This window comes from Dawidia soli, assembly GCF_018598185.1.
In the GTDB taxonomy this organism is placed as follows: Bacteria; Bacteroidota; Bacteroidia; order Cytophagales; family Cyclobacteriaceae; genus Ohtaekwangia; species Ohtaekwangia soli.
In genome coordinates, this window is record NZ_JAHESC010000028.1 from 1 (window position 1) to 25,950 (window position 25,950).

The window sequence follows — 25,950 nt, forward strand, 5'->3', positions numbered from 1 at the left end:
CCCCCCCCCCCCTTTTTTTTTTATATTCCGCCGCCCCCCCCGTCCTAAACACACCCCCCCGGGGGGCCGCGGCTTTTTTTTTTATAATGAGTTTTTTTTTTGGGGGGCCCCCCCCCCAACGACCCCAGGCATTTTTTGCTCGCTCCGACCGCCTTCCACACCCATCCCTATACCCACACGCATCACCCAATCGCACGGATGTACGAATAGCAAGAAACAGGTTTTATCCTTGTTGTGAGGGCGCCAGCTTTGTATCAAAAAAACAGCTATGCATCACGTCAGCAGTCCTTCCATTTTATACTTCGGTACGCCGGTTGTATTGGTCAGTACGCTCAATGAAGATGGTACTTCGAACCTGGCTCCGATCTCGTCGGTATTCTGGCTTGGGTATCGTTGTATGATTGGTTTGTCGGCGGTGTCGAAGACCACCGAGAACCTTTTGCGTACGCGCGAATGTGTATTGAATCTTCCCTCCGTCGAGCAGGCCGCGGGTGTGGACCGGCTGGCCCTGACGACCGGCTCGGATCCTGTGCCGCCGGGGAAGGCGAAGCGGGGTTATCGGCATGAGCCCGATAAATGGCGCCGGTCGGGTTTTACGCCGTTGCCGTCCAACGTAGTGGATACTCCGCGCATATACGAGTGTCCCGTGCAGCTGGAGGCGTCGCTGGCGGCGATCCATCCGATCGGTGCGGATGCGGGCGCGGCCCATATTCGTATCCTGTCGTTCGAGCTGAAGATCCTGCGGGTTCACCTCCACGAGTCCATCCTCGCCGAGGGTCGACCCGACCACGTCGACCCCGACAAGTGGCGGCCGCTGATCATGAGCTTTCAGCAGTTCTACGGTTTGGGAGAGCGTGTACATTCCTCTACGTTGGCGCAGGTGCCCGAACATTTGTATCGCACAGCAGATACCGAATCGGCCGCTGTTCAACAGGCAGGCGCCGGAAATTTTTCATACCGGGTGAAATCCGCTTCCATGTAATATTCCGGCGCAATAGAAGCGGCTCACGGGGAACGTTTCTCCTGACCTTTGTGTCAACACGCCCAGGAGAAACAACCATGAAAAACCCCTACTTTTCCCTGCTTGCCAAAGCATGGAAATATGCCCGCCAGGAGAAAGGACGCTTCGCGCTGATCTACGGGCTCTTTGTCCTCGCTAACATTACCATTGCCATGAATCCGCTCTTCTACGGCTGGTTCATCGACTCGCTGCAGCAGCAGGGCGCCGACATCCTGAAGCAAGGCTGGATCTATGCCCTGGGCTTTCTCGGCCTGCGGTTGCTGGAGTGGGCTTTTCACGGTCCGGCGCGTGTCATGGAGCGAAAGCTGGCGTTTAACCTGAGCCGTAACTTCATCGACGAGCTTTACCACAAGGTGCTGCACCTGCCCGTGAAGTGGCACCAGGACAACCACAGCGGCTCGACGATCAGCCGGCTGCGCAAGGCGCACGAAGGCCTGCGCGACTTTTTCCAGCACGGCTTTATTTATTTCTATTCCTTCGGAAAGTTCTTCTTTTCGTTTGCCGCCATGTTGTATTTCTCGCCGCTGTTCGGCACCATCGGTGTGCTGATCGGCGTCCTGACGGTCTTTATCATTGTAAAGTTCGACAAACCTTACCTGCACAGCCTGCGCGAAACCAACAGTCGCGAGCACGAGGTGTCTTCCACACTTTTTGACAGCCTCTCCAACATCGTGACGGTGATCACGCTGCGCCTGGAGAAGAGCATGCAGAACAGCTTTATGCAGAAGGTGGCGGCGGTGTTCCCGCCCTTCCGCCGCAATGTGGTCATCAACGAGTGGAAATGGTTCGTGGCGCAGATGATGGTGGGACTGATCTATGCCACCATCACCGTAGGCTACCTGTACCAGCATTGGACTGCCGGCCAGCCGTTCCTCATCGGCGGCCTTGTCGTGCTGCTCGGCTATGTGAACCAGTTCACCAGTGTCTTTAACGACATTGCGGCCCAATACACGCAGATCATCAAATACAACACCGACGTACAGAACGTTGCCGACATCGAGCGCGCGTGGGACGAGAAGCATACACCGGAAGAAAGCACGCTGCCGGCACAATGGAACGAGATCACGATCCGGCAGCTGACTTTCACCCGCGCCAACGACCTGACACTGGGCCGCGCCACGGGGCTGGACAACGTACACCTGCGCATCCCGCGCGGCAAACGCATTGCCCTGATCGGCGAAAGCGGCAGTGGCAAGAGCACCTTGCTGGCTACGTTGCGGGGGCTCTATACACCGGCGCCCGGCGTGCAGACGGTGATCGATCAGACAGAGGCGGTACCGTTCACCAGCCTGGGCGGCACGGTAACGTTGTTCCCGCAAGACCCGGAGATCTTCGAAAACACGATCCGCTATAATATCACGCTGGGGCTACCCTTTAGCGAAGAAGATGTGATGGCGGCCTGCGAGGCGGCCCAGTTTGCCGACGTTGTGCGCACCCTGCCGCACGGGTTGGAAACGAACATCCAGGAAAAAGGTGTGAACCTTTCCGGTGGTCAGAAGCAACGGCTGGCGTTGGCCCGCGGCATCCTGGCCGCCCGTTCCAGCAGCATCATTCTGATGGACGAGCCCACCAGCAGTGTGGACCCTCGCACGGAGAAACGCATCTATAGCGCCCTGTTCCATACCATGCAGGACAAGGCCGTGATCTCGTCGCTGCACCGCTTGCACCTGCTTACGGAGTTTGATTACATCTATATTCTGCGCAATGGCGCCGTGATCGAAGAAGGAACTTTTGAAGAGCTCAAGCGAAGTAGCCTCGTGTTCAACGAGCTGTGGGCGCACCAGGCTACGACGGCCGAGCTGACATCGCCTGCTGTCGATGAAATATCGGCGGCCGGGTAGCTTGTGCTATTCGTCCTTCAATGACTTGGCCGGGTTCGTGAGCGCGGCTTTGATCGACTCATAGCTTACGGTGAACCAGGCGATGAACAGCGCCACGACGAAGGCAAAGGCGAAGATGGTCCAGTCCAGCGAGATGTGGAAGGCAAATCCTTCCAGCCAGCGGGTCATGGCATACCAGCCTATCGGGGCGGCTACGAGCATGGCGATCAGCACCGGTTTGGTGAAGGTGGACAGCAGCAAGTAGACCAGGTGCGAGAGTGACGCGCCCAATACTTTCCGGACACCCAGCTCTTTGGTACGGCGCTCGGCCAGGAAGGCCGACAGGCCGTACAACCCCAGGCACGAGATGAAGATCGCCAGCACGGCAAAGATGTTGAACAACCCACCCAGGCGTTGCTCGGCCCGGTACATGTTGTCGAGGTCCTGGTCGATAAATTTATAGGAGAACGGATACTCCGGGTTCAACGTCTGGCAGATCCGCTCCAGCGCTTTGATGGTATTCTCGGTTTCGCCGGGTGCTGTGCGCACGACGGCGGCGCCGCCCCAGGTGTTCAGCCGAAGGATCAGCGGCTCGATGGGTTGCTGGATCGGTTTGAAATTAAAGTTCTTGACCACGCCGATGATCACACCTTTGTTGCCCCACAGGGTCAACGGCTTGCCTACCGCTGTTTCGACGTCCATGCCCATCGTGCGAAGGGCGGACTCGTTGACCAGGTAGTTGGACGTATCGGCTTTCGCCTCTTTGGAAAACCCGCGGCCGTCGAGCAGGGTGACTTTAAAAACATCGAGGAAGTTTTCGTCGATGGCCATGTTGCAAAAGAGTGGCTGCGAGCTTTTGTCTTTTCCCTCCCACTCTACCGACACGGTACCGTTCACCACGTTCGTGGGCAGGTCCTGCACGACGGTATAATGCTGCGTCAGCGGTTCCTGCTCCAGCGACGTGCGCAGGGTTTGATACTTGGACCACAGGTCGCCCGTCATCGGTACGTAAACCAGGTTCTCTTTATCGTAGCCCAGGTTGCGGCTTTGAATAAACTTCAGCTGCTTATATACTGCCGCCGTGCCCACCAGCAGAATGATCGACACCGAGAACTGCAGCACCACCATGGTGTTCCGGAAAAAGCTGCTGGCTGCGCCTGTCTTCAGATTTCCTTTTAGCACCGTTGCCGGCATAAACGACGACAGGAAGAGCGCGGGATAACTGCCGGCCAGCAGGCCCGTCAGGAAAGTAATGCCCAGCAGGCCGGCCACCAGTTTGACGTTGAGCAGGTCGATGCTCAGTTGTTTTCCCGCCAGGGTATTAAAACCCGGCAGCGACACAAACACGATGAGTACGGCCAGGATCAACGAGACGACCGAGATCAGCGAGGACTCTGCCAGGAACTGCCGGATGAGCTGCGCGCGCATGGCGCCGGCTACTTTGCGCAAGCCCACTTCCTTTGCGCGGCGGGCCGAGCGGGCGGTCGCCAGGTTCATGAAGTTGATACACGCCACCACCAGAATGAAGACGGCCACTACAATGAAGATATATACATACTGTATGTTGCCGTGGCCGGGCAGGTCGGCCAGGAAGCTGGAGCGCAGGTGAATGTCCTTGACCGGCTGGAGGTGAAAGTCTACCTTCAGCTCCTTTTCGTTGGTGCGATAGAGCGTGGTGATCTGTGCTTCCAGTTTCGCCAGCCCTTCGGGGGAGGTGTCGGCCTTGTCGTTCAGTTTGATATAGTTATAGAAATTAAAATTGTCCCAGACCCGTTCTTTCAGGTCGCGGTCTGTGCGGGCCAGGAAGGACATGGGAATGACAAAGTCGAACTGGAGGTGTGAGTTTGACGGAACGTCCGCCAGCACGCCCGCCACGGTAAAGTCGTCTTTATGATTTTGGCGGATGGTCTTGCCCAGGGGCTCTTCGTTTCCAAAGTATTTCCTGGCCATCGACTCGGTAATTAAAATGCTTTCGGGATTCTTAAATGCATCGGCCGGGTCGCCAGCCACGAGCTTAAAAGAAAACATCCGGAGGAAGGTGGAGTCGGCAAAAAAGATCCGCTCTTCTTCAAACATCTTGTCGCCCACCTGCATGAGCTCTTTTCGAAGGCCGTTCAAACGCACCGTTTGCTCGACCACGGGCACCTGCGCCTGCAGGGCTTCGGGAAGGGGCGCAGGCGTCACGGCAGCGTGAACGTCCATTTCCGACAGGCTGGCCGTGAGGCGGTAGAGCCGGTGTACGTCTGTGTGAAACCGGTCGTAGCTCAGCTCATCCCGAACCCACAGCAGGATCAGGATGCTGCATGCCATACCGATCGCAAGACCGGCAATGTTGATCAGCGAGAAGCCCTTGTGCCGACGCAGGCTTCGGAAGGCAATTTTTAGATAGTTATACAGCATAGGTACTCGTATTGTGATTCGACGCCTCAGACGCCGGGAAGGTTACAGGCCTACCCCGGACCCAAAAACCGGGCCGGACGCAGTCTATGCTGTTGAGATGCGAAATTAACGATCAGGGTTGCACGGCCGGTAACATTTCGTACAGGGGCATGTTCGGAAACGAACAACCCGATCAACGCTGGAGGTCCGCTCCGCTAGTTACAACCGGTGTATTCGTAGGTAACGGTTGATGTGCTCTCCACTCCCCCCAGGCTGTTGGTGGTCGTGAGCGTGTAGCCGGTGGGAAAGCCTTTTGCATTATAATCATAGACGTAAAGACTGGAGGACCTGTTTTGAAAGGCTGTTATTTCCGCATTCGGTTCGAGATATGTTGCCCGGGTGATATTGTGCACGTAGATAAAATTCGGCCGGGTACCGGGAATATCGGGGTGGCCCTTCGGTTGCGGATAGGTGTACCGGTTCGGGTTCTCGCGGGTGTCATATTCGTAGATCGTTCCGGACGAAGGCTTGCTGTTGATGTAACGCTCTTCCCTGGCCAGCTGGCCGTCGGAAGTATATTCATAGCGGAACTCGTCGGTGCCTCCACCCCAGGTCTCGATCGATTTGGTCAGCCACCCTTTGTCATTATATTGTAAGAAGGGTGACGAGACGTTTCCGGCGCCATCAGTCTCTGTTATTTTCTGGATGATGTTGCCGTTATAGGTAATGGTCGTCGAGCTGTTGTTATAGGTATTGGAAAATTTGATCAGTTTTCCGGCGGCGTCGTATTCATATTGAAACTGGTAGTTGGTAGGCTTGCCATTATCGATGCTGGCCGTCACTTGTTTGATGAGGCGGCCATTCTCATAGGTGCATTCCTGGTTGGTCGACGAATTCGAAGTCACCCCGTTCTTGTCCTTCGAATTATACTGCCGCACCGTGCGGAGCAGAAAGCCGTCGGCGTCGTACTGCATGCTGGTGCTCGATGTGCTGGTGGGTTTTGCGCCGTCGTTATACGTGTAGTTGTATTGAACGGTGTTCTCTATTTGATTGCCTTTGTCGTCGTACTCATAGGTGAACACCGCCGTGTATGTGTATCCGTCCGGGGACCCGATATTCGCCTGCGTTGTGTTCGTTTCCTTCACAACCCGGCAGGCGGGCTCCTCCACCGAAGGCTCCGCGCCATCATCGTCGCTACACGATGTCGCGACGCCCAGCCCCATGATCAAAAGAACCGAAAAGAACCGCGCAAGGCCTGCGCCAGCGTGGCCCCGAAGAGCCTGTGTAACACCTGCTGTTTTCATAACTCCGTATTTTCCAGCAAAGGTAGCGGGGGGCCGGACGTGGGGCTATAACCTTTTTGGGTAGTGCGGCACAAGTTCCCAACCGACGGTATTACAACTTCTTTTTACTTCCAGGTGTCTAAGGGCAATAAGATCCTGTATTATATTCAACATCCAATCACTATTTTCCTATGAAAAGAATTCTTGTATTCCTCCTTCCCGCCATGGTTGCGATTGCTTGTGAGGAAAAGGCCGGTGGCTATGAAGTTGACAATGGCTGTGGCCTGGAGCTAAAGCTGGTAAAAATGACCTCTTCCTGGACCGGCGACGAGAGCATCGGCGCTAAACTGGAGTGGCAGGAGACGATCGTCCTGTCAAACGACAGCACGTTTTTAAAACGCCGCAACCATGACGGCACGACCTACGAGGCAGCAGGCCGCTATGCCTATGTGACCTATGACGACAGACGATATGTCGAGCTGACCTACGACCCACGCGAAAATAATATCCGCACAAGCTGCCTCCCGAACGAGCTCATCGAGGTGACGTCGTCCAGGCAATACAAAAACATTTCCTGGCAGGCCTGTGATGGGCCGGTGCTGGAATATGAGGCCCATGCTGCCCGTTGCGGTGAGTAAATGACAAGAATCTGTTCGCTTTTAAATCCGTCAATAGTTATCTGTTGATAGTACGATTACTATCAACAGATAACTATTGACGGATACCTACTCCACCTTCACCAGCTTAACGACCGTTGTCCTGTCCTTCTGCTTGATGAGCGCCCAGTATACACCGGCGGGTTGCGCTTCGAGGTGAGCAATATAGACGGACTGATCGGAACGGCTGTTTATCTGTAGTTGCTGCACCGGCTGGCCGAGGGCGTTGATGAAGACGATATCGAGGTCGTAAGACGGTTTGGCGGTGAATTCAAATTGATATTTTCCGGTGCTGGGATTGGGATAGATCCGACATTTCCAGTCTTTACCTTCGCCATCGGTCGAGGTCACGACGACCTGGAGCACGTCGGAGGCTGAAAGGCAACCATTGTTATCCGTGAGCTCCACATAATAACTTCCCGACTCCGGGAACGGGAGCATCTGGCCGGATGCACCGTCGATGGGGAGTCCATCCTTATACCAGGTATACGAGGTCGACGCGACTGCTTCGAGGTAGGTGCCTTTATTGGTAAGCTGGTTATTTTCCATGCGCGGATAGTCCTCTACCCGGATGCTGTCCGCCAGCTCGCAGCCTACACTGTCGGTTACATAAACCTTATATTCCCCGGGTGAGCTTACGGTAATGGTCCGGCCTTGCTCGCCGGTGGACCATACCTGGCTTACATAGTTTCCACTGGCGGTAAGCGTGGCCATGGCGTCTATACATTTGTACAACTGGTCTGTATCGTTGATCAACGCCGGAAGGTTGGCCTGCTTGCTCTCGACGCGGAAGGTATCGACCTTCACACACCCGGATGTATTGCGGAGCTCGACGATATAGCTTCCGCTATCATACACGGTTTTAGTATAGCCGGTGGTGGTATCAAACCACGTAGCGGATGCCAGCTTGCTGTCTACGCTCAGCAGGGCGGGGTCTCCTTTTTTGCAGATCAGCTTAAGCGGGTCGATGATCTCCGGTTTCAATACGGCCATGGCCCGCCATACGGTGTCGATACAGCCTACGGCATTGACCGTCGATACGCCAAACAGCGCGGTGGTGGTAGTATCGTACGCGGCCGGGTTGAACATGTTCTTGTCAATGCCGAATCCGAAATAGTTTTTGCCGTCCGAAACATCCAGGGGTACCAACCCCTGGTCGTAACAGTAGGCGTCGAACGTGAACGGCAAATTATATTCCGAATCGACAACATCCACGGTGGCGCTATCGGTGGATACGCAAATGCCGTCGACCATCTCGTGATATACTTTATGCTCTCCCAGATCGGCGGCGTTCACATTGAAATAGGGTATGTTGTTTTCCACATACACCTTCTCTCCCGACCAGGTACCGCCGGTGGTAACGGCTTCCAGCCTGACGCGTCCTTTGTTGGAACAGATCGCGCCGCCGGTCTGGATGGTGGCATCGGGCACGTTGCCTTGGATGCGTACGGTTTGCGCCGCGGAGTTCACGCAGCCGTCGACGGTAACCGTACGGGTGATGGTATGTGTGCCGGCCTGCGCGAGGGCGGCGTTGAATGTGGCACCGCTTATGCCGGGGCCGGTATACACGCTATGGGTAGCGTCGAGCTTCAGAACAGGGTTGTTGATGCAATAGGCGGTGTCGATAAACGCTTCCACGATCGGCGTTGCGTAAACTTCCGTCGTCAGTGATGCTTTGGCGGGACAGCCGAGCGCATCATCATGATAGACATACGAAAGGGTATGCGCGCCGAGCCCGGCTTTTGAGGGATAAAATTTCCCATCCACAAGCCCATCGCCTACCAACACGCCGCCGGCGGGTGAAAACGTCAAGGGCTTTCCGGAAAGATCATATTCACAATACCCGGCATTCAACCCGGCAAACGTGACCTTGGGTGATGGATTGACCTGGAGGAAAAACTCCCGGCGGAAGATGTCGTTGTTGCAGGGGCTCTTCACGGCATACATGTATTGCCGCTCATCACTCTCCTTTACATGGGGAATCCTGAAAATACTATCCGTCGACAAAACGATCATTTCAAAAGTCGTAGGATCAAAATACGACCATTCATACACATACGGCCCGGTGCCGCTCATGCGTGGGTTGATCTCCACATCCGATCCTTCACAGAATTCCACGCGGTGGCTGAAGCCGTTCAAAGGGCTTTCTTCTTTTCCAACGGTAACCTGGCTGATGCAATAGCCGCGGTTGCCGGAATTATCGATGGCGGTCCACGTGATCTGGGAATATCCTACCGGCAGGAATACTTCGCTGTCTACGGGGCCGATGTCATTGAAGATGGTCTGCAGACCGCTTCCGCCCCAGTCATCCACCTCGGGCACAGGCAGCTTTACCCTGGCGCCACAGATGGCGTCTTCCAGGTCGAACTTGTACGGCTGGCACATCACGTTGGGAGGCATCTTCTCTGCCACAAACACATTGAACCGACAGGTATCTGTTTTTCCGGATGCATCGGTGATCAGGTAGGTCTCCGTCGTTTTTCCTGCGGGGAACGTAGCGCCGCTTCCTTTTCCGGAAATGAGCACGGCGGTTACTCCGGCGCACGATGTACGACCCGGCACGTCGTACCACACTACTTTGGTGAGGTCGTTATCCGACATGACCACCACATCGGGCGGGCAGCTGTAAAACTGTGTTTGCGGGCTGGAGTTTACCACGATATTGAAACGGGTGGTATCGGTGTTGCCGGCGCCGTCTTTGGCGACATATATCTGGGTGGTGATGCCTACGGGAAAGAGATCGCCGCTGTTCAATCCTTTCAGACGGGTAATGGTAAAACACGTGCTGTTGTCTGTAGCGACGGGTGTGGCGAAGCTGATTACCTTACCGCAGATGTCACTGGTCGTTTCGGTGATGTCGGGGACGTCGGTAAATGCCGGGGCCGTATCATCCTGTACGGTGACCGTAAAGGTAACGGCGTCGGTATGGGTGTTATCAAAGGCGATATACTTTTGCACGGTGGTGCCGACCGGAAAAACCGAGCCGCTAGGCAAACCGGCCGTTCGTTGCAAAAAGAAGTTGGTGCAATTATCCATGACGACCGGCTCGGGAAAGGTGACCTCCTTGCCGCAGGCGCCATCGTCCAGGGAAACGACGATGTTGTCGGGCTGGACAATTTTCGGGCCGACGACATCGATGACATTTACGTTGAAGGAGCAGGTGGCGCTTTGGCCCGACACTGTAGCCCGGTAGGTAACGGTGTGGGGACCGGGCACGAATGTATCACCTATGCCTTTGGCCGACTCCAGCGTCCATTGCAGACAGCCATAGAAGTTATTTGCTTCGGGCAGCCGGGTGCTCAGTACCGCGCCGCAAAGCCCGGGTGTGGTATAGATCTCTACATTCGGCGGGCATGTAACGGTAAGCGTGGTATTGTCGATCACGGTTACGTCGAACTCGCAGGTGGCGGTGTTGCCATACGCATCGCGGGTCCTGTATACCTGGTGGGTTACGCCCACGGGGAAGAAGCCGCCGGCGGAGCCGGATACAAATCCCGTTGTAGGTGAAAAGCAACTGTTATCGGTGGCGGCGGGTACCGACAGGGTGATCATCGTGCCGCAGATGGCGGGGTTGATAAACTCGGTACGGCTGGGCGGGCACGCGGTAAACTGCGGCGCTTCGGTATCGGTAACGGTGACATTGAAGCCGCAGGTGGCGATGTTTCCATTGGCGTCTGCGACCTTGAATACCTGCAGCGTCGTTCCCATGGGGAATACTGCGCCGCTGGCCAGGCCCATGACGCGGTACGGTGTATAATAAGAACCGTCGTTGTCATGCGCATCGGCCATGGCAAAATTCACGACGGCGCCGCAAAGCCCCGGATCATTGGCCACGGTTATGTCGGGCGGACAAACGATGGAGGGCGCTTCAAAATCAGAGACGGCTACCGTGATGACGCACGACGCCGAGTTTCCGGATGGATCTTTGGCGACATAGGTCAACGGATAGGTGCCCAGTTTAAAATAGGACCCGCTGCCCTTACCCTCGGCGGCTACGGTTACGCTGCCGCTATTGTCGAGCGCCACGGGGGTTGCAAACGTTACGAGCGCTGAATCCGTGCCGGGCACGGCATAGGCGGCGGGGCGGATGTTCCGGCAATCGATGGTGGGCGAGATGGTATCCAGCACGGTGAGCTTGAACGATGCGAAGCCTGTATTGTCGCTTTCATCCGTGGCCTTCCAGACCTCGGTGGTGGTGCCGATGGGGTGCTCGCCGGACTGGCCGAATCCCGATACAAAGGTGCTGGTGAGGACGGTGGTGCAATTGTCGGTCGCCAACGGTGCGTTATAGCCTGTAAAGACGGTGCTCTTGTCCCGCGCTACGTAATAGGTGATGTCGGCTGCCTGCAATTTTGGCGTCTCGGCATCTTTCACGACAATGTTCTGCTCGAAGGTGGTGGTATTGCCGGCGGCGTCTGTCCAGGTTTGCCGGATCACGTTGTTACCTACCTGGAAAATGCTGTCGGTTTGCGAACCGCTGATCATGAATACATCGGCGTATCCCTGGCCCTGGAGGGTGATCATCTCCGGTATGGCACCGGTCAGCACAGGCATGGTGGTACATTTATCCAACGCCTGGGCGAGGGTAAAAGCATAGTACGCGCCGCACGCTCCCGGCTCGCTGGTGAGCTCCTTGTAGTTGGCGGGTCTGCTGGCGATGATAGGAGGCGCTACATCGTGAACGGTGATCGCTATGGGGTAATCCAGGAAATTGCCGGACACATCGGTATACCGCAAGGTGTCGACGGTTGTGCCGACGGGGTAGTAATGGTTTGCGGGCATGTGTCTGACCTTGACGGAGACATACGGATTACAATTGTCTATCGCCTTGGGATAGTCGTATAGATAAAATGCATTGCAGCTACCGTTGTCCGCGGCCAGATCGCGTTTGACGTTGTCGCTGATGATCACCGGGGGGTCTGTCTCCCTATAAAGCCTGACTTCCTGCACGTCGTCAGAAACGCAATAGATGGGGTGACCATTCTGGTAGTTGGTGCTCACCTTTCTGACATAATACGAGGCCGACGCGGCCCCAAACGGGATGGCCGGTTTGAACGTAAAAGATTGCCGGGGAGAACCGTCGTTTAAAAATCCACCGGTCTTGGACGTGCCCTGATAATAAAATCCATAGAGCATGCCGGCTTCATAATCGGGCGTAAGGGTAGTTTCTGTTCCATTGCAGATGCCGGTTATATCCGGGATGGCAGGTCTGCCCTGGGGCAATGAAAAAACATAATTCCGGATGGAATCCGATTTCGCCGAGCAGCCGTCGGCATTGGTACGGGTTACAGAGTACCACCCGGCCGCTTTGATATACGTCACTTTGGACGTGCTGCCGTTGGACCAGCGAAACTGGTCTGTCTCGTTCACGGGGCTGGTTATGGCGTATTTACTGGAATCGCTTCCGTAGCAATACCACAAGCCATTGTTGGTCTTTTCGATGGCGGGTTTGCTTACCGCCGATACGCGCACCGTTTTATACTGCGGGGCGCTATAGCCGCAACACAGGTCGTACGCCTGAAATCCAACGGTGTAGGTTCCCACGCCGGTCGGAAGAAACGCTATGTTTTTCTTATCGGAACTGTACACTACGGTTTCATTGGCATCAAACACCTTCCACAAATAAAAAGCGCTGGTCTCAGTTGTAGAAGCCTTCAGGGTATCGCCCTGGCAAAGCACCGCGGGAACATGGAACGCGGGCAGCGGCCGGATGGTTTTAATGTGTACATCCGGTTGAGGGTAGGGATACGTTGCCGGGGTTACATAGTATACTTCCAAACGGCCGGTGTCGGGCTCTGCGATCTGCACCTCGCTCATGTATTGTGTAAAGGTGGTGCCGGAAGGTTTGTCGTTTATAAAATTGACCTTGTTGTATTGCGTCCCTACGTGCTTGCCGATGAGAAAGCCATCTTTATCACCCGATGTATACAGGGTAATCACGGAGTTGGTACACGCGGTAGACACATCGGCCATTACGAATGCGCTGGGTTTGTTCGTCACACCGATCTTGACGATGCTTCTGCCGTTGCTGCCGTGCTGTCCGCGGCTGCCGTCGCCACCTTTACCGCCCTTGCCGCCTTTGGCACCCTGGTGGCTCCATCCGCCGTCGCTTACCGGTCGTCCCATCATGCCGAGGCCGCCGTCGCCGCCCTTGCCGCCAAAACCTCCAAATCCGCCGCCGCCACCTTCGCCGATGGTATAAACACAATTTTTGTCGACCACATTTTTACACATGGGCATAAAGATGCCGATGGAAGCTCCGCCGCCATGACCGCCGCCGCCGCCTTCTCCCCCTTCGCCACCGGCGCCGCCACGGCCGCCTTCGGTCGAGCCGTTTACGACCTCGGCGTGGCACACGTCATCGCCACCGATCAGTGTAATGGCCTTGTTGAACACGCCCAATGCTTTCGCCGGGAGGTTGTAATCACCCATGCCGGGTATGGGTATTTGCGGTATTACACCGAGGGTGCGAATTCCCCCGGCGCCACCGCCGCCGCCACCGCTACCGCCCGCACCATCGCCACCATTCGCGCCATAGCCGGGGATATAGTAGTAGTTGATGTCGTCGTACGGATAGATCGTCTGATCGGAGTAGTCGATACCGTTGTAGCTATTGGTGCCGTCCTGTCCATCCTCACCCGGGTCGGGCGTGGGGTCTTTCTGCTCACCGCCAACGGAGGGCAACGAAAGCAGGGATAAAAGCTCGCCGGCTAAATTCACTTTGCTTTTGTAGTACTCATAGTAGCAATCCATCTCGCAGTTATCACCGGCTTCACCGCCGAGGCCGCCATTTTTTCCGCCGCGGCCTCCTTTGGGCAACGGGTATTCTGCCGCGCAATAGGTGGTGGCAGACGTGACGGTGCTGGGGCAGTCGAGACAGCGGTAATAATCCTGAATGCGTCCGCCCGCGCCGCCGTCGCCGCCGGCCCTGAACTCGTACGATTGTTTGAGCTCTTCACTGGGTCGTTGCTGGTAAACGGGAAGGTTGGGGTCATACACCGTCTTGCCGGGTACGTAGTAATAAGCCTCCGCACCATTCCGCCCCTGGTATCCATAAAGACCTTCGCCGCCGCTATCGGTAACAATCTGGAGATTGATCAGGTATATGTTTTCACTGCCCCTGCCGAAAATGGCGTAGACGCTTTTTCCATCGCCGTATCGTTCGCCGTAGGAGACCATGTCTTCCCAAAAGCTGTTACGCTTGTGGACCTCCAGGGTAAAATCTTTCAGGGTGATGTTCGACACGGTATCGAGCCTGATGCCGATGTAGTGCCCTACCACTACGGGCTTGTTGTCGGAAGTCGTGGTTTTCACTTCTTCACCGGGAGGCGAGATCGACAGCACGCAGTTACCGGTCTTGCTTTTTTTCCAGATGCCGTTGGTCACATCAAAGTTTCCGTCGACAGTCACGCCGGAAGGAATGTACAATGTCCGGTTGATGGCGTAGGTGCCGGTGCTGAGCTTGATGAGGTGTCTGCTGGTATCGCTTTCACAAATGGCGAGCGCGGTCAATAAACCGGCAGGCGACAACCTGGTACCCATGCCGACGCCCTCGGGCGTGACGTAAAGCGCATCGTCATCCAGGCAGTCTTGCGCCTGGAGCCACTGCGCCGATAAGGTCATCAGAAAAATGACGAGGATGAGCGGCTTGCGCAGCGATGGATGATCGGCAGCATGGGAAAGCCGGAAGGTGTGTTTTTGCTCTTGCCGCGAGCGTGTACTTGTAGAAGCCAGCATAGGTTGACAAAAATGTATTAAAGCCAACCTAAAGGTACTGGAGATCGCTAACGGCATCAATACCTGACGTCAGGTATCGGCGCATAACCGACTATCGGTCAGGTGATTATCATTCGATCCAGCGCTATATTTCGAAGATAAATTTGATGAACTCCGCTTCTCCTTTCAATCCCACTTTGAGCTTGATGTTTTTGCGGTGAGTTTCGACGGTGTAGAACGAGATGTTCAGCTTTTCCGCAATCTCTTTTGTTTTCATGCCGGCCTTGATGAGCTGGATCACCTCGAGCTCGCGGTTGGAGAGCTTCAGCTTTTTCAGAAAATTGTCGTCAGCATGATTACTTTCGGCATGGGGCGCCGGAAAATGAGCGCCGCCGGCATACACGTCACGGATGGCCTGCACGACCTCTTCGGACGAAGCTGTTTTGAACACATAGCCCCTGGCGCCAATGCTTTTAAACGAATCGATGTGCCGCTCTTCGTTGTACATGCTCAGGATCAGGATCTTCAAATCGGGATTTACGCCGAGCAATAACCGGGTGAGCTCGATGCCATCGAGGTGGGGCATGTTGAAGTCCATCAATACGACATCGGGCGCTAATTTCCGCACCTGGTCCTTTGCTTCGCGGCTGTCATATACCTGGGCGAGCACGTCAATCGTCTGCTCGGGGGCGAGCATGGCCTTGAGGCCGTCGTTAAACAAGCGGTGGTCGTCGATGATCACGACCGTTACTACTTCAGTATGCTTCTTTTCCATACGGGATCTCGATGATGACCAATGTGCCTTTGTGATCGCTTTCAATGGTGAGCGTGGCCTGGATATAGGCCACACGGTGGCGGATGTTCTTGAGGCCGATGCCTTTTTCGTGCGTGCCGCTGCCGTTCTTCATGCCGGTGCCGTTGTCTTCCACCATCACTACGAGGCTTTCTTCCTGATAGATGAGCTGGATCATCATGTCGGAGGCCTTTGAATGTTTTATACTGTTCGTGATAAGCTCGTTGATAATGCGGTATACCACGAGCTCGGTTACGGGACTGAGCTTTACGGCGGCACCGGTCTGGCTATACTCAAAGCGGATGGCGGGATGGCCTTTGAACTTGTTGACGGTCTGTCGCACGATATCGGTCAATGCGTAGGTTTCAAAGTCCACGGGCATGAGGTCGTGACTGATGTTGCGGATGTTTTTGATGATGTCATCTACTTCTCTTTCAATCAGCTGCGGATCGCCCTGCTGGCTGAGCATACTCTTTACGGCGGCCAGCGAATTGCCCACGTCGTCATGAAGGTCCTGGGCAATGCGTTTGCGTTCGGCCTCCTGCACGGTAATGATCTGGATCTGCGCATTGAGCTTGTCTTTGACGTGCCGGGAGGAATTGATACCGAGCCCGATGACCATACACAATATTTCAACGACGGGGGCGATGAAAAATATATCGGTTCGCTGATTCACGCCCTCGATGATCTGAAGGTCGGCGAGCATGAGGATGGATGCTGCTACCAGCGTAAACAGAAATCCGGCCATGTAAAAATAGATGACGACCTGCCGCTGTGCTACCTGGATGAACATGGTGTATAAAATGTAGGCATCGATAAAAAACAAAATATAGTAAGACCAAAGGCTGATGGCCTGCCGCAGGGCATCGGGTATGGGAAGCAGCAGCGTAACGGAGGCTGCGCAGCACAACATGCCGCTGCCGAGCCCGAGCCAGTAAACCCAGCGCTGCCGGTGCTTTTTAAGCGCCAGCAACTCGACGGTAAACAGGATGTGCCAGCCTGCGATCCAATAATAAAAAACCATGCTCAGGTTGTTGACGAGCTTTTGATATGCGGCAGCGTGTTTGAAAAAGGCATATAAAAACCCGGTGTCGGCCGAGATGAGCAGCAGAAAGCTGAGGCAATAAATGCTGTAGTAGATATAGATCTTTTCATGGAGAAAAATAAACATGACAATGCCGGTAAGGCCGGCCAGCACACAGATGCCTGTTAGGGCGCTGATAAAAATAATGAACAGGGTCTCGTAATTCCGGTAATGGTTTTCCTGCTCGAGACTCAGCACGGCGGCGTGTCGTGCAAACTTGCGCATCGTGAATAAATAAAAGGCGACGGTTTCGTTCTTGGCGATGGAAACGGGGTGCGCAAAATACAGGGAATAAAATGTGCGGTCTTTGATGTTTTGAAAATGGCCGGTGAGCGGATATTTTATGAGCTCGCCGTTTTGCCGCTGCATATACAACTGTACGGTGTCCACCCGCGATTGGTGCACTTTGAGGATCCAGTTTGCGTGATCCGACGTATTCCGAATCCTGAACTTACACCATCCCGAGGGACGCGAAAAACCGTATTTGACTTCCTGGTAATAGGCATTTTTCGTAAAAGCTCCGTCGGGAGCAGCCATCACCCGGGCGATATCATCGATGCCGGCGCGCGGATCGTTGAAAATATAAACATGGGGATTGACAACGACCTGTTCTTTGTCGTTCTCCACCGAAATCACCTCCTGGCTATAGGTGGAGCCATACGATAGCAACAGAAGCAGCACGATCCCTGCCAGCACGCAACGGCTGTTTTTCATTACAGCAAGATATTATTATTGAACAAATAGTGCCAGTCTACCGGTTATATTGGATCTCCCCTTAGAAAGCTAATAGCCCCATTAAGTCCTGGTATTAACAAACCGGCAACCACCGCCACTTCGGGAAAAGCCGAGAGGTCCGGACATAAAAAAACCTGACTTCATTTCGAAATCAGGTTCTTTTGTAGTCCCGGCAGGAATCGAACCTGCATCTTCAGAATCGGAATCTGAAATACTATCCATTGTACTACGGAACCAAAAACACCGGAAAATAGCGAAAAATCCGATGATGGGGTGCAAAAATAGAAAAAGCTGGCAATCCATCACAAAAAATCACACTTTTTATGGCCTCCGGCGCCTTAAATGGGCTCATACGTCCTACCTGGAATACCCGGACATGCAAAGCAAGGGCTACCGCCGAGGAGCTATCAATGCGCCCAACCCCTGTCCGAGCCAACGGCCTTGACTCCATACAGACACTGGGGCATCCTTGCAGCATCTGCCTCCTGATCCAGCACCCGGCTGCCCAAACAGATGATATATGATTATTTGTAGCAGGTACGAGGTGGACTATGTATAATAACGAACGAGTAAATAAAACAAAAAACGGCCTGAGCCCGGTACAGTACCGAAATCAAGCCGCTTAATCATTCGAAATCAGTCTCACCTCTGGGGTCACTCAGACTGAGTATCCTCTTCTTACGGTTAAAACGTGTAGTTCGGAATGAATGCCAGGGAGTTATACTGGTTTTCATTGTTTTCGCCTAACGTAGCCACATAGGTAATAGTAGCGGAAGCAATATTGATCTTCACGAAGTAGGTCTTCTTAAACTCCTGGCTATACAATGTGCCATACACCTCGCCCGCCGGGCTTTTCGCCATCGTTCTCAAATAAATGTAGCCGCCGGAAAGATCGTCGGAAAAACCTACCAGGTCCATCATCACCGATTCGCCTACAAACACACCTGCGTTTGTTACCCGATCAATGATCACTTCACCCTCGTTAGCATTCTCGCCGTTGGCAATCTGGAATTCGCCAGCAGCGGCATCGTAGAGCATACCCAAAGCACAGCAAATGTCGGCTTGTGCGGTTTTTGCAGAGCGGCCGCCGTCGGTGCCAAATTTCACTACACCATTTCCGTCTCCATTGAAATCACCAATGGCAATCAGGCTATCGTCCGCAGCAACAGCCCAGTTCACGACAGCGTCCCAAACGTCTGCGCCGTTTGCACCATTGTTCTCGTTGATTCGCGTCGCGACTTTCGTCGACGGGTTGATCGTGTACAGGTATCCACCCATGTCGGTGTTAAGGCTGGCATAATACAGGCCTTTTTTATAGTGGTAGACAAATCCTCTTACACTTGTAAGGGCTGCGTCAGCGTACATCGGCGTAAACGCCTCAGTCAATTCACCGGTGCTCGGATTTACGGCGAAAAATTTGCCATTCGCACGGTGGCTGGTGACCAGTGTCATCTTGTCGGTTACGGTTACCTGCACCGCGATGTTCGCACTGACAACAAATTCGGCTACACCGTTTTCAATGGCCGTCGGGGCTGGAGAAGATCCTGTCCAATCGATGTCAAAATCATCTGTTGTCAAATCCGTCGTACCGTTGTTCAGTTTCACGAACACGTGGACGTTCTCCCCGATGTTGGCAGGCACGGTAGCGCTGTAATTTGCTCCATTGTCTACAGAGTACAGCAAACGCAAATTACCGCCCATGGTGTACGCATCGCCATCGATGTCTGTCGTCGGAATGTTAAAGGTGGGCTTGTCGTCATCGCTGCAGGAAGAAAAACTAAATGCCGTGGTAGCAAGGGCTGCAAAAAACAGTAGTCTGGTTTTTTTCATAAATAAAATTGTTTATAGTCTCTAGGTTAAAGTGTCTAATATCTACTTACTAAATTTTCTAAAAACGATTGATCCGACGCGCCGATGAAATCCTCTGGAGGCATCGTTGTGCTGTTTCGTTATCTCCTTTTGTAGCTTATCATCCATGAAAATACGTTACTTGCAGCTCCCTACGAAGCGCCATCATTAAAAAAGTAGGATTGAGCGCATCGGTACTGCGATGTGCAGTTGCGCATATGCTTCGTGGGCAAGGACACAAGGTCACCGAAGCGGAAACGATCGTTCATTCGACCTTCCCGACAGAAGTAACCACCAGCTATGCCGTGGGCCGGTGCAGTGGCGGGCCTTCAGAGCGATGTGAGAGGGCTCGTTCAATTGTGCCAAGGCGACTTAATACGATAAAAGCGCCATTTCAGGCAATTTTTGGCATTGTCGAAGCGCTGGCTCGATGTTCCAGGCATTCGGAAATTCCGGGCACGAATACCTTGGGAGCAATCGAGATGTACTCCGCATCGAATAAGGTGCAATAACTCACGATAAATCTCCCAACTCACTTCCTTTTATTTGTGGCACATAGCCTGCGCGAAAAGCGTTTACGATTGAATCTGGTGTCAGGACTGTCAGCATGGAAGCTTCAGGCACAGCGATGCCATTTTCGTAACCAAAGGGGGTCCACCGATGCAGTTTCCCTTTGTTGAAAAGATACGGATCGCCATTCATTAGTATAAATGTTCCGTCCGGAATGTCAGAAGACAGACGTTGGTGCATTACCTTTTTCTTCTCATGCGTGATCCGCTCTCCGTGTATGATCGCGTCAATTTCATTTATGGACGTCGACATGATAAAATTATACCGCGGGTTTCCCCGTATCCAACAGGACTTAAAGTTTTTTGCATCGTCTCTCCTGCATTCGAAACAAGGTCGATGACCGGCAGCAAAGGCGGTGGCCTCATCCAGGAAAAAAAGCTCTGTCCATCGACCAGCCGTCATTACCGTTCTTTTTCTTCCTTTAAACTCCAACACACACGTGATCCAAGCCTTATGTTTAAACGTGTGAGTAATTTCTTTTTGTTCATTATGTATCACACCACGATTGCCCATGAAGGCCCCACGCGCGCTGGTTTTAATGATTCTTCCCAACGGGTCAACACGATTCTGAAGCATGTCCTGAAATTAAAAAAAAGGCCTCAGATCGCGATAATCTGAAGCCTCTTTTCTGCCTGACTGGAAAGGAGTCGAGATGTCCTCGTCGCGGCCGTCGGTTAGTTTACCAGTGCAAGCTGATTGTCCCCCATATAGGCCGACGTGTTTTCCGCCAGGTGAAATTCCACAGTCGGTTCACTTTAGCGCAGACCGTCAGACTTCGTTACCATCCTACCTAGCGTATCTTTCCTTCTCCGTTCGTGTAGTCGATAACCTGTACCCCCAGCTGTGCGGCCAGGCTTTCTACTTGCTTCACAAGCAGACGTTTGCTCTCCCGTGTGACAAGGTGTAGCTTTTCGGTTTCCGAAAAACGTAAATAAGCATCGTACACGTCTTTCTGCAGGGATGTTGTGTAAACCCGTGCATACATATTCTGAACCGTGCGGCTCTTTTTCATGAACAGGTATTCGATTTTCTCGAACGAGGCCATCTTACCGTGCTTAATTCCCATTATCCAAACATAGTCGCGGTACACGCGTCGATCGAGGTCGATCATCAGCCGGTAGTGTGTGGTAAAGATCAGTACACCGCCGATCAACAAGGATAGACCGATCAGAAAATGAAAAAAAATCACCACCACAGCTGAAAACGCCAGCGCGATGCCCATGACATTTAGTGTCCACGGGAAAAAGAGAGACGTCTTAACGTCGATTTTCATTTGAGTCAATACTAAACACCTGAATCCGATGTTCCGAAGCCGGGTAACCGATGTTGAATTTAGTGAAAAATCCATTCGGTCACCGTAATTCCTCCGGCGTGGTTCCAATTTGCATTTGATCGCTCCTTTTGGGTAAATTTAACTTAGGGTGCACGAACGTTATTGTACAACAATAGTAGATACCCGTCTCAACCAGCAATAGAATGATAAAAAAAGGTATCGCATTGGCTTTAATCACGATTCAAATTCTCTTGCCTTGTTGTAATACCGGGACAGATAACATTGAATACGGCTCAAATGATGGCAAGCAGTTGATCATCTTCAATAAAAAGATATACTACGAAGAATATGGTCAGGGCACTCCCCTGATCCTGCTTTCCGGTGGCGGACTTAACAGAAGCATTAAAGACTTTGAGAATTGTATTCCCGGCCTTGCCAAACACTATAGAGTTATCGCGCCAGACACACCTGGGCAAGGGAGATCCGAGCAGGCCGACACCTTGACCTATGGTGTATTGTTAGAATTCTCGTCCCGACTGATTGATTCACTAAAAATTGATAGTGCCTATGTCATGGGTTGGAGTGATGGAGCCATTACGGGAATTCTACTGGCTGAACGGAGGCCCGACAAGATTAGAAAAGTTATTGCCGTAGGGGCTAATAACGGACTAAGGCGCGCTATCCCACCCGATATCCCAATTGACTCCGTCTACCCGATGACCCTGGACTACTTTGAAAGAACCAACAAAGAATTGATCGAGCGATATACGAATACGCCTCCTGGAAAAGATTGGAAAAAATATATGAACGATGCAAATGCCATGGTTTATCAAAAAGAATCATACTTCTCTGACTCGATTTATGGACGAATCAACATTCCGGTTATGATAGTGCTTGGTGACCAGGACGATATAATAGTAGAACATGGATTGGAAATGCATCGCCTTATAAAAGGCAGTCAGTTTTGTATTTTGCCAAATACGACCCATGAAGTTTTTGCCGAGAGGCCTGACCTCATTAACAAGATTGCAATGGACTTTTTTAAGTAATAATTTATGAAAGCCATGCGGTCCAAGCCTGTGTTCCAGGTTGTGGGAGCTTAAACTCACCGTCTCGCAGCCCATTTCGCATACAGGTCCCGCAACGACGATTCATTGCTGTAATAGTGAAAGAATTCCGGCTTGCTCAAAATAGAATTTTCGTAAAGCGCAAAGGCCTGATTTTTCTCGCCCAGCTTCATAAGCAATTCCAGGTGATTTAATAAGGTATTGTAAAAGCCTCCGATGTGACGCATGTTATACGACTCGACTTTCTGATAGCCGATCCAGTCGAAGTCGGGGTAGTTGAACTTCCGGAAGAAATAATAATCCTGTCCGTTAAACTTCGGCAGGCGTTGGAGCGCCGACGCGGGATCGCCTTTACCCGTCATGCGCATAACGGCGAGCCGCTGCAGGCATGCGTTGACGACGAACATCACGAACATAGCTTTTTCGGTCTCGTCCCGTAGGCCCAGCGTTTCCAGGTCGAAATTGCGGTTGCTTAAATCTATCGTATTATATAGCATGCCGAGACCGGAAGCTGCCCGATAATAATAATTATCCACCAGCCAGCGGCGGTCGATCTTTTCCTGCGACAGCCAATCGATTATCTGCTCGTTCGTCTTACGGGATGAGTCAGGCGCAATTTTGTTGTAGTGAAATTCCCGGACTACATACCAATACTCCAGTTCTTCGTCACTGGGTACGGTAAGATGCTCGGTGTTTAAAATTCCTTCGGTGCCCTCCTGGACGACGATGAGGTGATCAACAAAATGTTGAAACCTGGCAGGGATCGTATTTCGCAACTCCTTTAAGCCTCCCGCCCCGGCTTGGGGTGAACCTGCGTTGTAGTTCGAGACAATAAGGATCAAGGCGTCTTTTTCCTCATTTGTCAAACGTAATTGGCCGAAGACGTTAATCGAAAACAAGACACAGAGAACGGCGAACAAGGACTTCATAACATTTTTTTTAATTTATATCAATGCTTTATAATCAAGTGAGTTGCGATATTCCTCTTTTGACTTTTTCCGTTATCGGCATGCCTGTAAGAAGCGGAACATCGATCTATTTTTCTTGAAGGAACTAAGATTATAGTATAAGAATTTGGAAAGGCAAAACAAAGAAGGCGGTCTCGAAAAGTGAGCCAGCCTTCCTTGTGAGGAGAATACCCTAAAACTTGTAAGCAACAGTTGCCGTAAAGTTGCGTTGTTTTTGCGGGTTTACAGACCAGTAACCGATGTAGTACTGCTCATCTGTAATATTGTTTACGCTAACGTTAACGCGGTATTTTGTGGCATTGTAGAATACGCTACCGTTCAGCAGCGTGTAGCTTGGCAGGTCAAACGTACCTGTTACGCTGTTGTCGACAACGCGGTATTTGCTTGCATAATTGCCGCCGATACCCACGCCGAGGTTTTTGAGGATGCCACTGCTAAACCGGTATGTGGCCCAAAGGTTGACCTGGTCGGACGGCCCTTGTCCGCCGGATGCACGACCGACCTCGTTGTAGAAATCTGTCGAATTTTCCGGGTTGGGTTCTACCACCTTGTTGGAATTATGGCTAAAGCCGGCGATCAGCTCAAGCCCCTGAACCAGTCGTGCATTCAGATCGATCTCAAAGCCCTTGCTGCGGATGGCGCCGGTTTGCAGTCCGTTACCGGCGGGGCTATCCACAACCCGGTCGGATACTTTGATCGTGTAATAGGAGGCCGTGGCAGAAAATCTCTCTGAGAGATTTGTTTTTACTCCGAATTCAAATTGATTGGCATGTTCCGGTTTATATGATCTCACTTCGCCTGTAGGCTCGAGTGTTTCTTCATCGTAAACGGCCCTTGGTTCAACATTCACAAATGCATTCATGTAATTCGCAAATACCGATACTTTGTTTAAGACGGGTTGGTATTGCAAACCCAGTTTGGGTGATATGGAAAACTGCGTATTGTCGTCATCCGGGTTCGATCTATCGCCGTTCGAATCGAAATGGTCGGCACGCAGGCTTACCATTGCCGAAAATTGCGGCATAAAACTGATCACATCGGATACATACACGCTCGCGGTGCTATTGACAATGTCTGAAAGTACTTCGCCTGTTGGACCGACCAATGCGTCGACTGCGCTACGCGTCAGCGGTATAGGCGCTTCCTCACGCACAAAATTGCCATCCTCATCGACGATCACGTCTCCGCCTATTTCGCCTTGTGGCGTTACCCTACGGCCTACACCGTAGCCGCTACCTTTATCCACTGCGTTACGATGGTAATAATCAAGTCCTATCAACAAACGGTTACGCAATCCACCTATCTTAAAATCGCCGTTAAAATTTTGCTGGATGTCGATCGTTTTCATGTTGTAATCAGCCACATGAAAGCTCAGATCAAAGTATTCATCGCTCGGGTTTTCATCGTCATAGATGTAGCTGTAAATACCTTCCGATTTAGTACTTCCGCCGGATAGTATCGTTTGCGACTGCCACTGATCCGATATTTTGTAAACGGCCTGCGCCTGGAAATTCAGCCTCGGGTTTTTCGTGGTCAGATCGTCATCGGTAAAGGAGAGTTTGGGATTGAGGTTAAGCGATTCGATGCTGGTAAAAGGAAGCGGATTTGCCCTGTCTGTATGAAAAAATACAGGCGCTACCGCGCGTTTCTCGCTTAGTATCTCAGCCATTACGGTAAAGCTGAGCCTGTCGTTAACTTCCCATGCCAATGATGGTGCAATGAAAAAGGATTTCTTAAAGCCCGCATCCTGAAAACTTTCCTCGGTATGATATGCCGTATTCAATCGGAACGCTATCTTTTCGGTTTTGCTCAGGGGGGTATTTACATCAACGCTCACCCGGTGCAGGTTGAAGCTGCCGATGTTATAGGCTAGCTCGCCGCTAAAGTTGTCAAATATGGGTTTCTTCGTGATCGTGTTTATCAGCCCCCCGTACGAGTAGGTTGTACCACCAAACAGTGTTGCCGACGGGCCTTTTATTACCTGAATTTCCTCCACATTGGCGATGTCCAGGTTGCCATTGGTTAAGCCCGGCACACCGTTGGTTAAGGACGGCTGGGCGTCAAATCCACGCAACGCGAAATAGGCTCCGCCGTCACCTTCGCGGCCGGTTGATTCCCACGTACGCGAGATGCCCGGTACGTTGCGAAAGGCATCATCATAATTTACAATGCCCTGTTCCTTTATCAGCTCGGCTGGCACCGAGTTGTATACCTGGGGGTTCTCCAGATCGGCTAGCGGCATTTTTGCTACAATGGTCGTATTCTTTGTCTTGAACGCCGATACGTTGACCTCTTGCAGTAGGGCCGAGCTTTCTGACAGTACAAAATCTATGGTGGCGACGCTACCGGCGGTAACTGTTACGCTTTGCTCCCTCTTCTCCACCCCCACACCGCTTGCGACGATTACGTAGCTCCCGGCTTTAATGGATTTAATGAGATAACTGCCCTTTTCATCGGTAGTAGTGCCGATGGTAGTACCTTTTACGATTATAGACGCCTGGGTAACGGGGGTATTGTCCGACATTTTTACGTTACCGCTAATGGATCCGTTTTGGGCAAAGGCACTAAAGGCGGGCAGCATCAGTAATAGCATGTAACAGCGTAATTTTCTTATCATAAGTTGGGGGTTAGCGGGGCCAAAACTATTATTTATAATAATTCTAAACAACATTTTTAACGAACATGGACAAATTTTACGCGAGCTATTTCGCTGAAAGGCGGTTATTTGACAGTTCTG

15 protein-coding genes and 1 tRNA gene are annotated in these 25,950 nt (G+C 52.5%); 5 read left to right on the top strand and 11 right to left on the bottom strand.

The annotated features are described in order from the left end of the window. The first annotated feature begins 268 nt into the window (after positions 1-268). Both KK078_RS18480 and KK078_RS18485 read left to right on the top strand, forming a co-directional pair. Positions 269-982, top strand: a complete 714-nt coding sequence (locus KK078_RS18480) for a flavin reductase family protein (protein ID WP_254091789.1) — start codon at positions 269-271, stop codon at positions 980-982. A gap of 77 nt (positions 983-1,059) precedes the next feature. After that, entirely contained in the window at positions 1,060-2,862 is a 1,803-nt protein-coding gene (locus tag KK078_RS18485) for an ABC transporter ATP-binding protein (protein ID WP_254091790.1), read from the top strand. A gap of 6 nt (positions 2,863-2,868) precedes the next feature. Here the strand turns inward: KK078_RS18485 and KK078_RS18490 are convergent, their stop codons facing one another. Both KK078_RS18490 and KK078_RS18495 read right to left on the bottom strand, forming a co-directional pair. Further along, positions 2,869-5,241: an ABC transporter permease gene (locus KK078_RS18490; RefSeq protein ID WP_254091791.1), complete on the bottom strand. Its 2,373-nt coding sequence runs from the start codon at positions 5,239-5,241 to the stop codon at positions 2,869-2,871. A gap of 194 nt (positions 5,242-5,435) precedes the next feature. Then, complete coding sequence (locus tag KK078_RS18495; RefSeq protein WP_254091792.1) at positions 5,436-6,524, bottom strand: hypothetical protein; 1,089 nt, start codon at positions 6,522-6,524, stop codon at positions 5,436-5,438. 170 nt (positions 6,525-6,694) lie between these two features. Between KK078_RS18495 and KK078_RS18500 the strand changes: the two genes are divergently transcribed. Next, a complete protein-coding gene (locus KK078_RS18500; RefSeq protein ID WP_254091793.1) occupies positions 6,695-7,141 on the top strand; it encodes a hypothetical protein in 447 nt (148 codons plus the stop codon). Positions 7,142-7,228: 87 nt separating this feature from the next. On the opposite strand, the gene KK078_RS30510 is transcribed toward KK078_RS18500, so the two are convergent. The 4 genes from KK078_RS30510 to KK078_RS18525 form a co-directional block, all read right to left on the bottom strand. Beyond that, positions 7,229-14,896 carry an HYR domain-containing protein gene (locus KK078_RS30510; RefSeq protein ID WP_262898725.1) on the bottom strand — a complete coding sequence of 2,556 codons (7,668 nt, stop codon included), beginning with the start codon at positions 14,894-14,896 and terminating at the stop codon, positions 7,229-7,231. A 124-nt stretch (positions 14,897-15,020) separates the two neighbouring features. Beyond that, positions 15,021-15,650, bottom strand: a complete 630-nt coding sequence (locus tag KK078_RS18515) for a response regulator transcription factor (RefSeq protein WP_254091794.1) — start codon at positions 15,648-15,650, stop codon at positions 15,021-15,023. Further along, on the bottom strand, positions 15,631-17,466 hold the full coding sequence (locus KK078_RS18520; protein WP_254091795.1) for a sensor histidine kinase: 1,836 nt from the start codon (positions 17,464-17,466) through the stop codon (positions 15,631-15,633). The genes KK078_RS18515 and KK078_RS18520 overlap by 20 nt, the downstream gene beginning before the upstream one ends. Positions 17,467-17,651: 185 nt before the next feature. Continuing rightward, positions 17,652-17,723: transfer RNA gene (locus KK078_RS18525), tRNA-Arg, on the bottom strand. A gap of 315 nt (positions 17,724-18,038) precedes the next feature. Here KK078_RS18525 and KK078_RS30835 point away from each other — a divergent pair. Then, entirely contained in the window at positions 18,039-18,113 is a 75-nt protein-coding gene (locus tag KK078_RS30835) for an IS3 family transposase (RefSeq protein WP_394370575.1), read from the top strand. Between the two features lie 58 nt (positions 18,114-18,171). Here KK078_RS30835 and KK078_RS18530 read toward each other — a convergent pair whose 3' ends face one another. The 3 genes from KK078_RS18530 to KK078_RS18540 all read right to left on the bottom strand — a co-directional run bounded on the left by KK078_RS18530 (position 18,172) and on the right by KK078_RS18540 (position 21,178). Continuing rightward, positions 18,172-19,317, bottom strand: a complete 1,146-nt coding sequence (locus tag KK078_RS18530) for a hypothetical protein (protein ID WP_254091796.1) — start codon at positions 19,315-19,317, stop codon at positions 18,172-18,174. 531 nt (positions 19,318-19,848) lie between these two features. After that, positions 19,849-20,481, bottom strand: coding sequence for a hypothetical protein (locus tag KK078_RS18535; RefSeq protein WP_254091797.1), 633 nt, complete (start codon positions 20,479-20,481; stop codon positions 19,849-19,851). A gap of 214 nt (positions 20,482-20,695) precedes the next feature. Continuing rightward, the gene (locus KK078_RS18540) at positions 20,696-21,178 is read right to left on the bottom strand and encodes a hypothetical protein (RefSeq protein WP_254091798.1); all 483 of its coding nucleotides are present in this window, start codon (positions 21,176-21,178) and stop codon (positions 20,696-20,698) included. A 203-nt stretch (positions 21,179-21,381) separates the two neighbouring features. Between KK078_RS18540 and KK078_RS18545 the strand changes: the two genes are divergently transcribed. After that, positions 21,382-22,227, top strand: coding sequence for an alpha/beta fold hydrolase (locus KK078_RS18545; RefSeq protein WP_254091799.1), 846 nt, complete (start codon positions 21,382-21,384; stop codon positions 22,225-22,227). Between the two features lie 56 nt (positions 22,228-22,283). Here KK078_RS18545 and KK078_RS18550 read toward each other — a convergent pair whose 3' ends face one another. Next, the gene (locus KK078_RS18550; protein WP_254091800.1) at positions 22,284-23,087 is read right to left on the bottom strand and encodes a hypothetical protein; all 804 of its coding nucleotides are present in this window, start codon (positions 23,085-23,087) and stop codon (positions 22,284-22,286) included. A 298-nt stretch (positions 23,088-23,385) separates the two neighbouring features. After that, positions 23,386-25,830, bottom strand: a complete 2,445-nt coding sequence (locus KK078_RS18555; protein ID WP_254091801.1) for a TonB-dependent receptor — start codon at positions 25,828-25,830, stop codon at positions 23,386-23,388. Positions 25,831-25,950 lie beyond the last annotated feature (120 nt).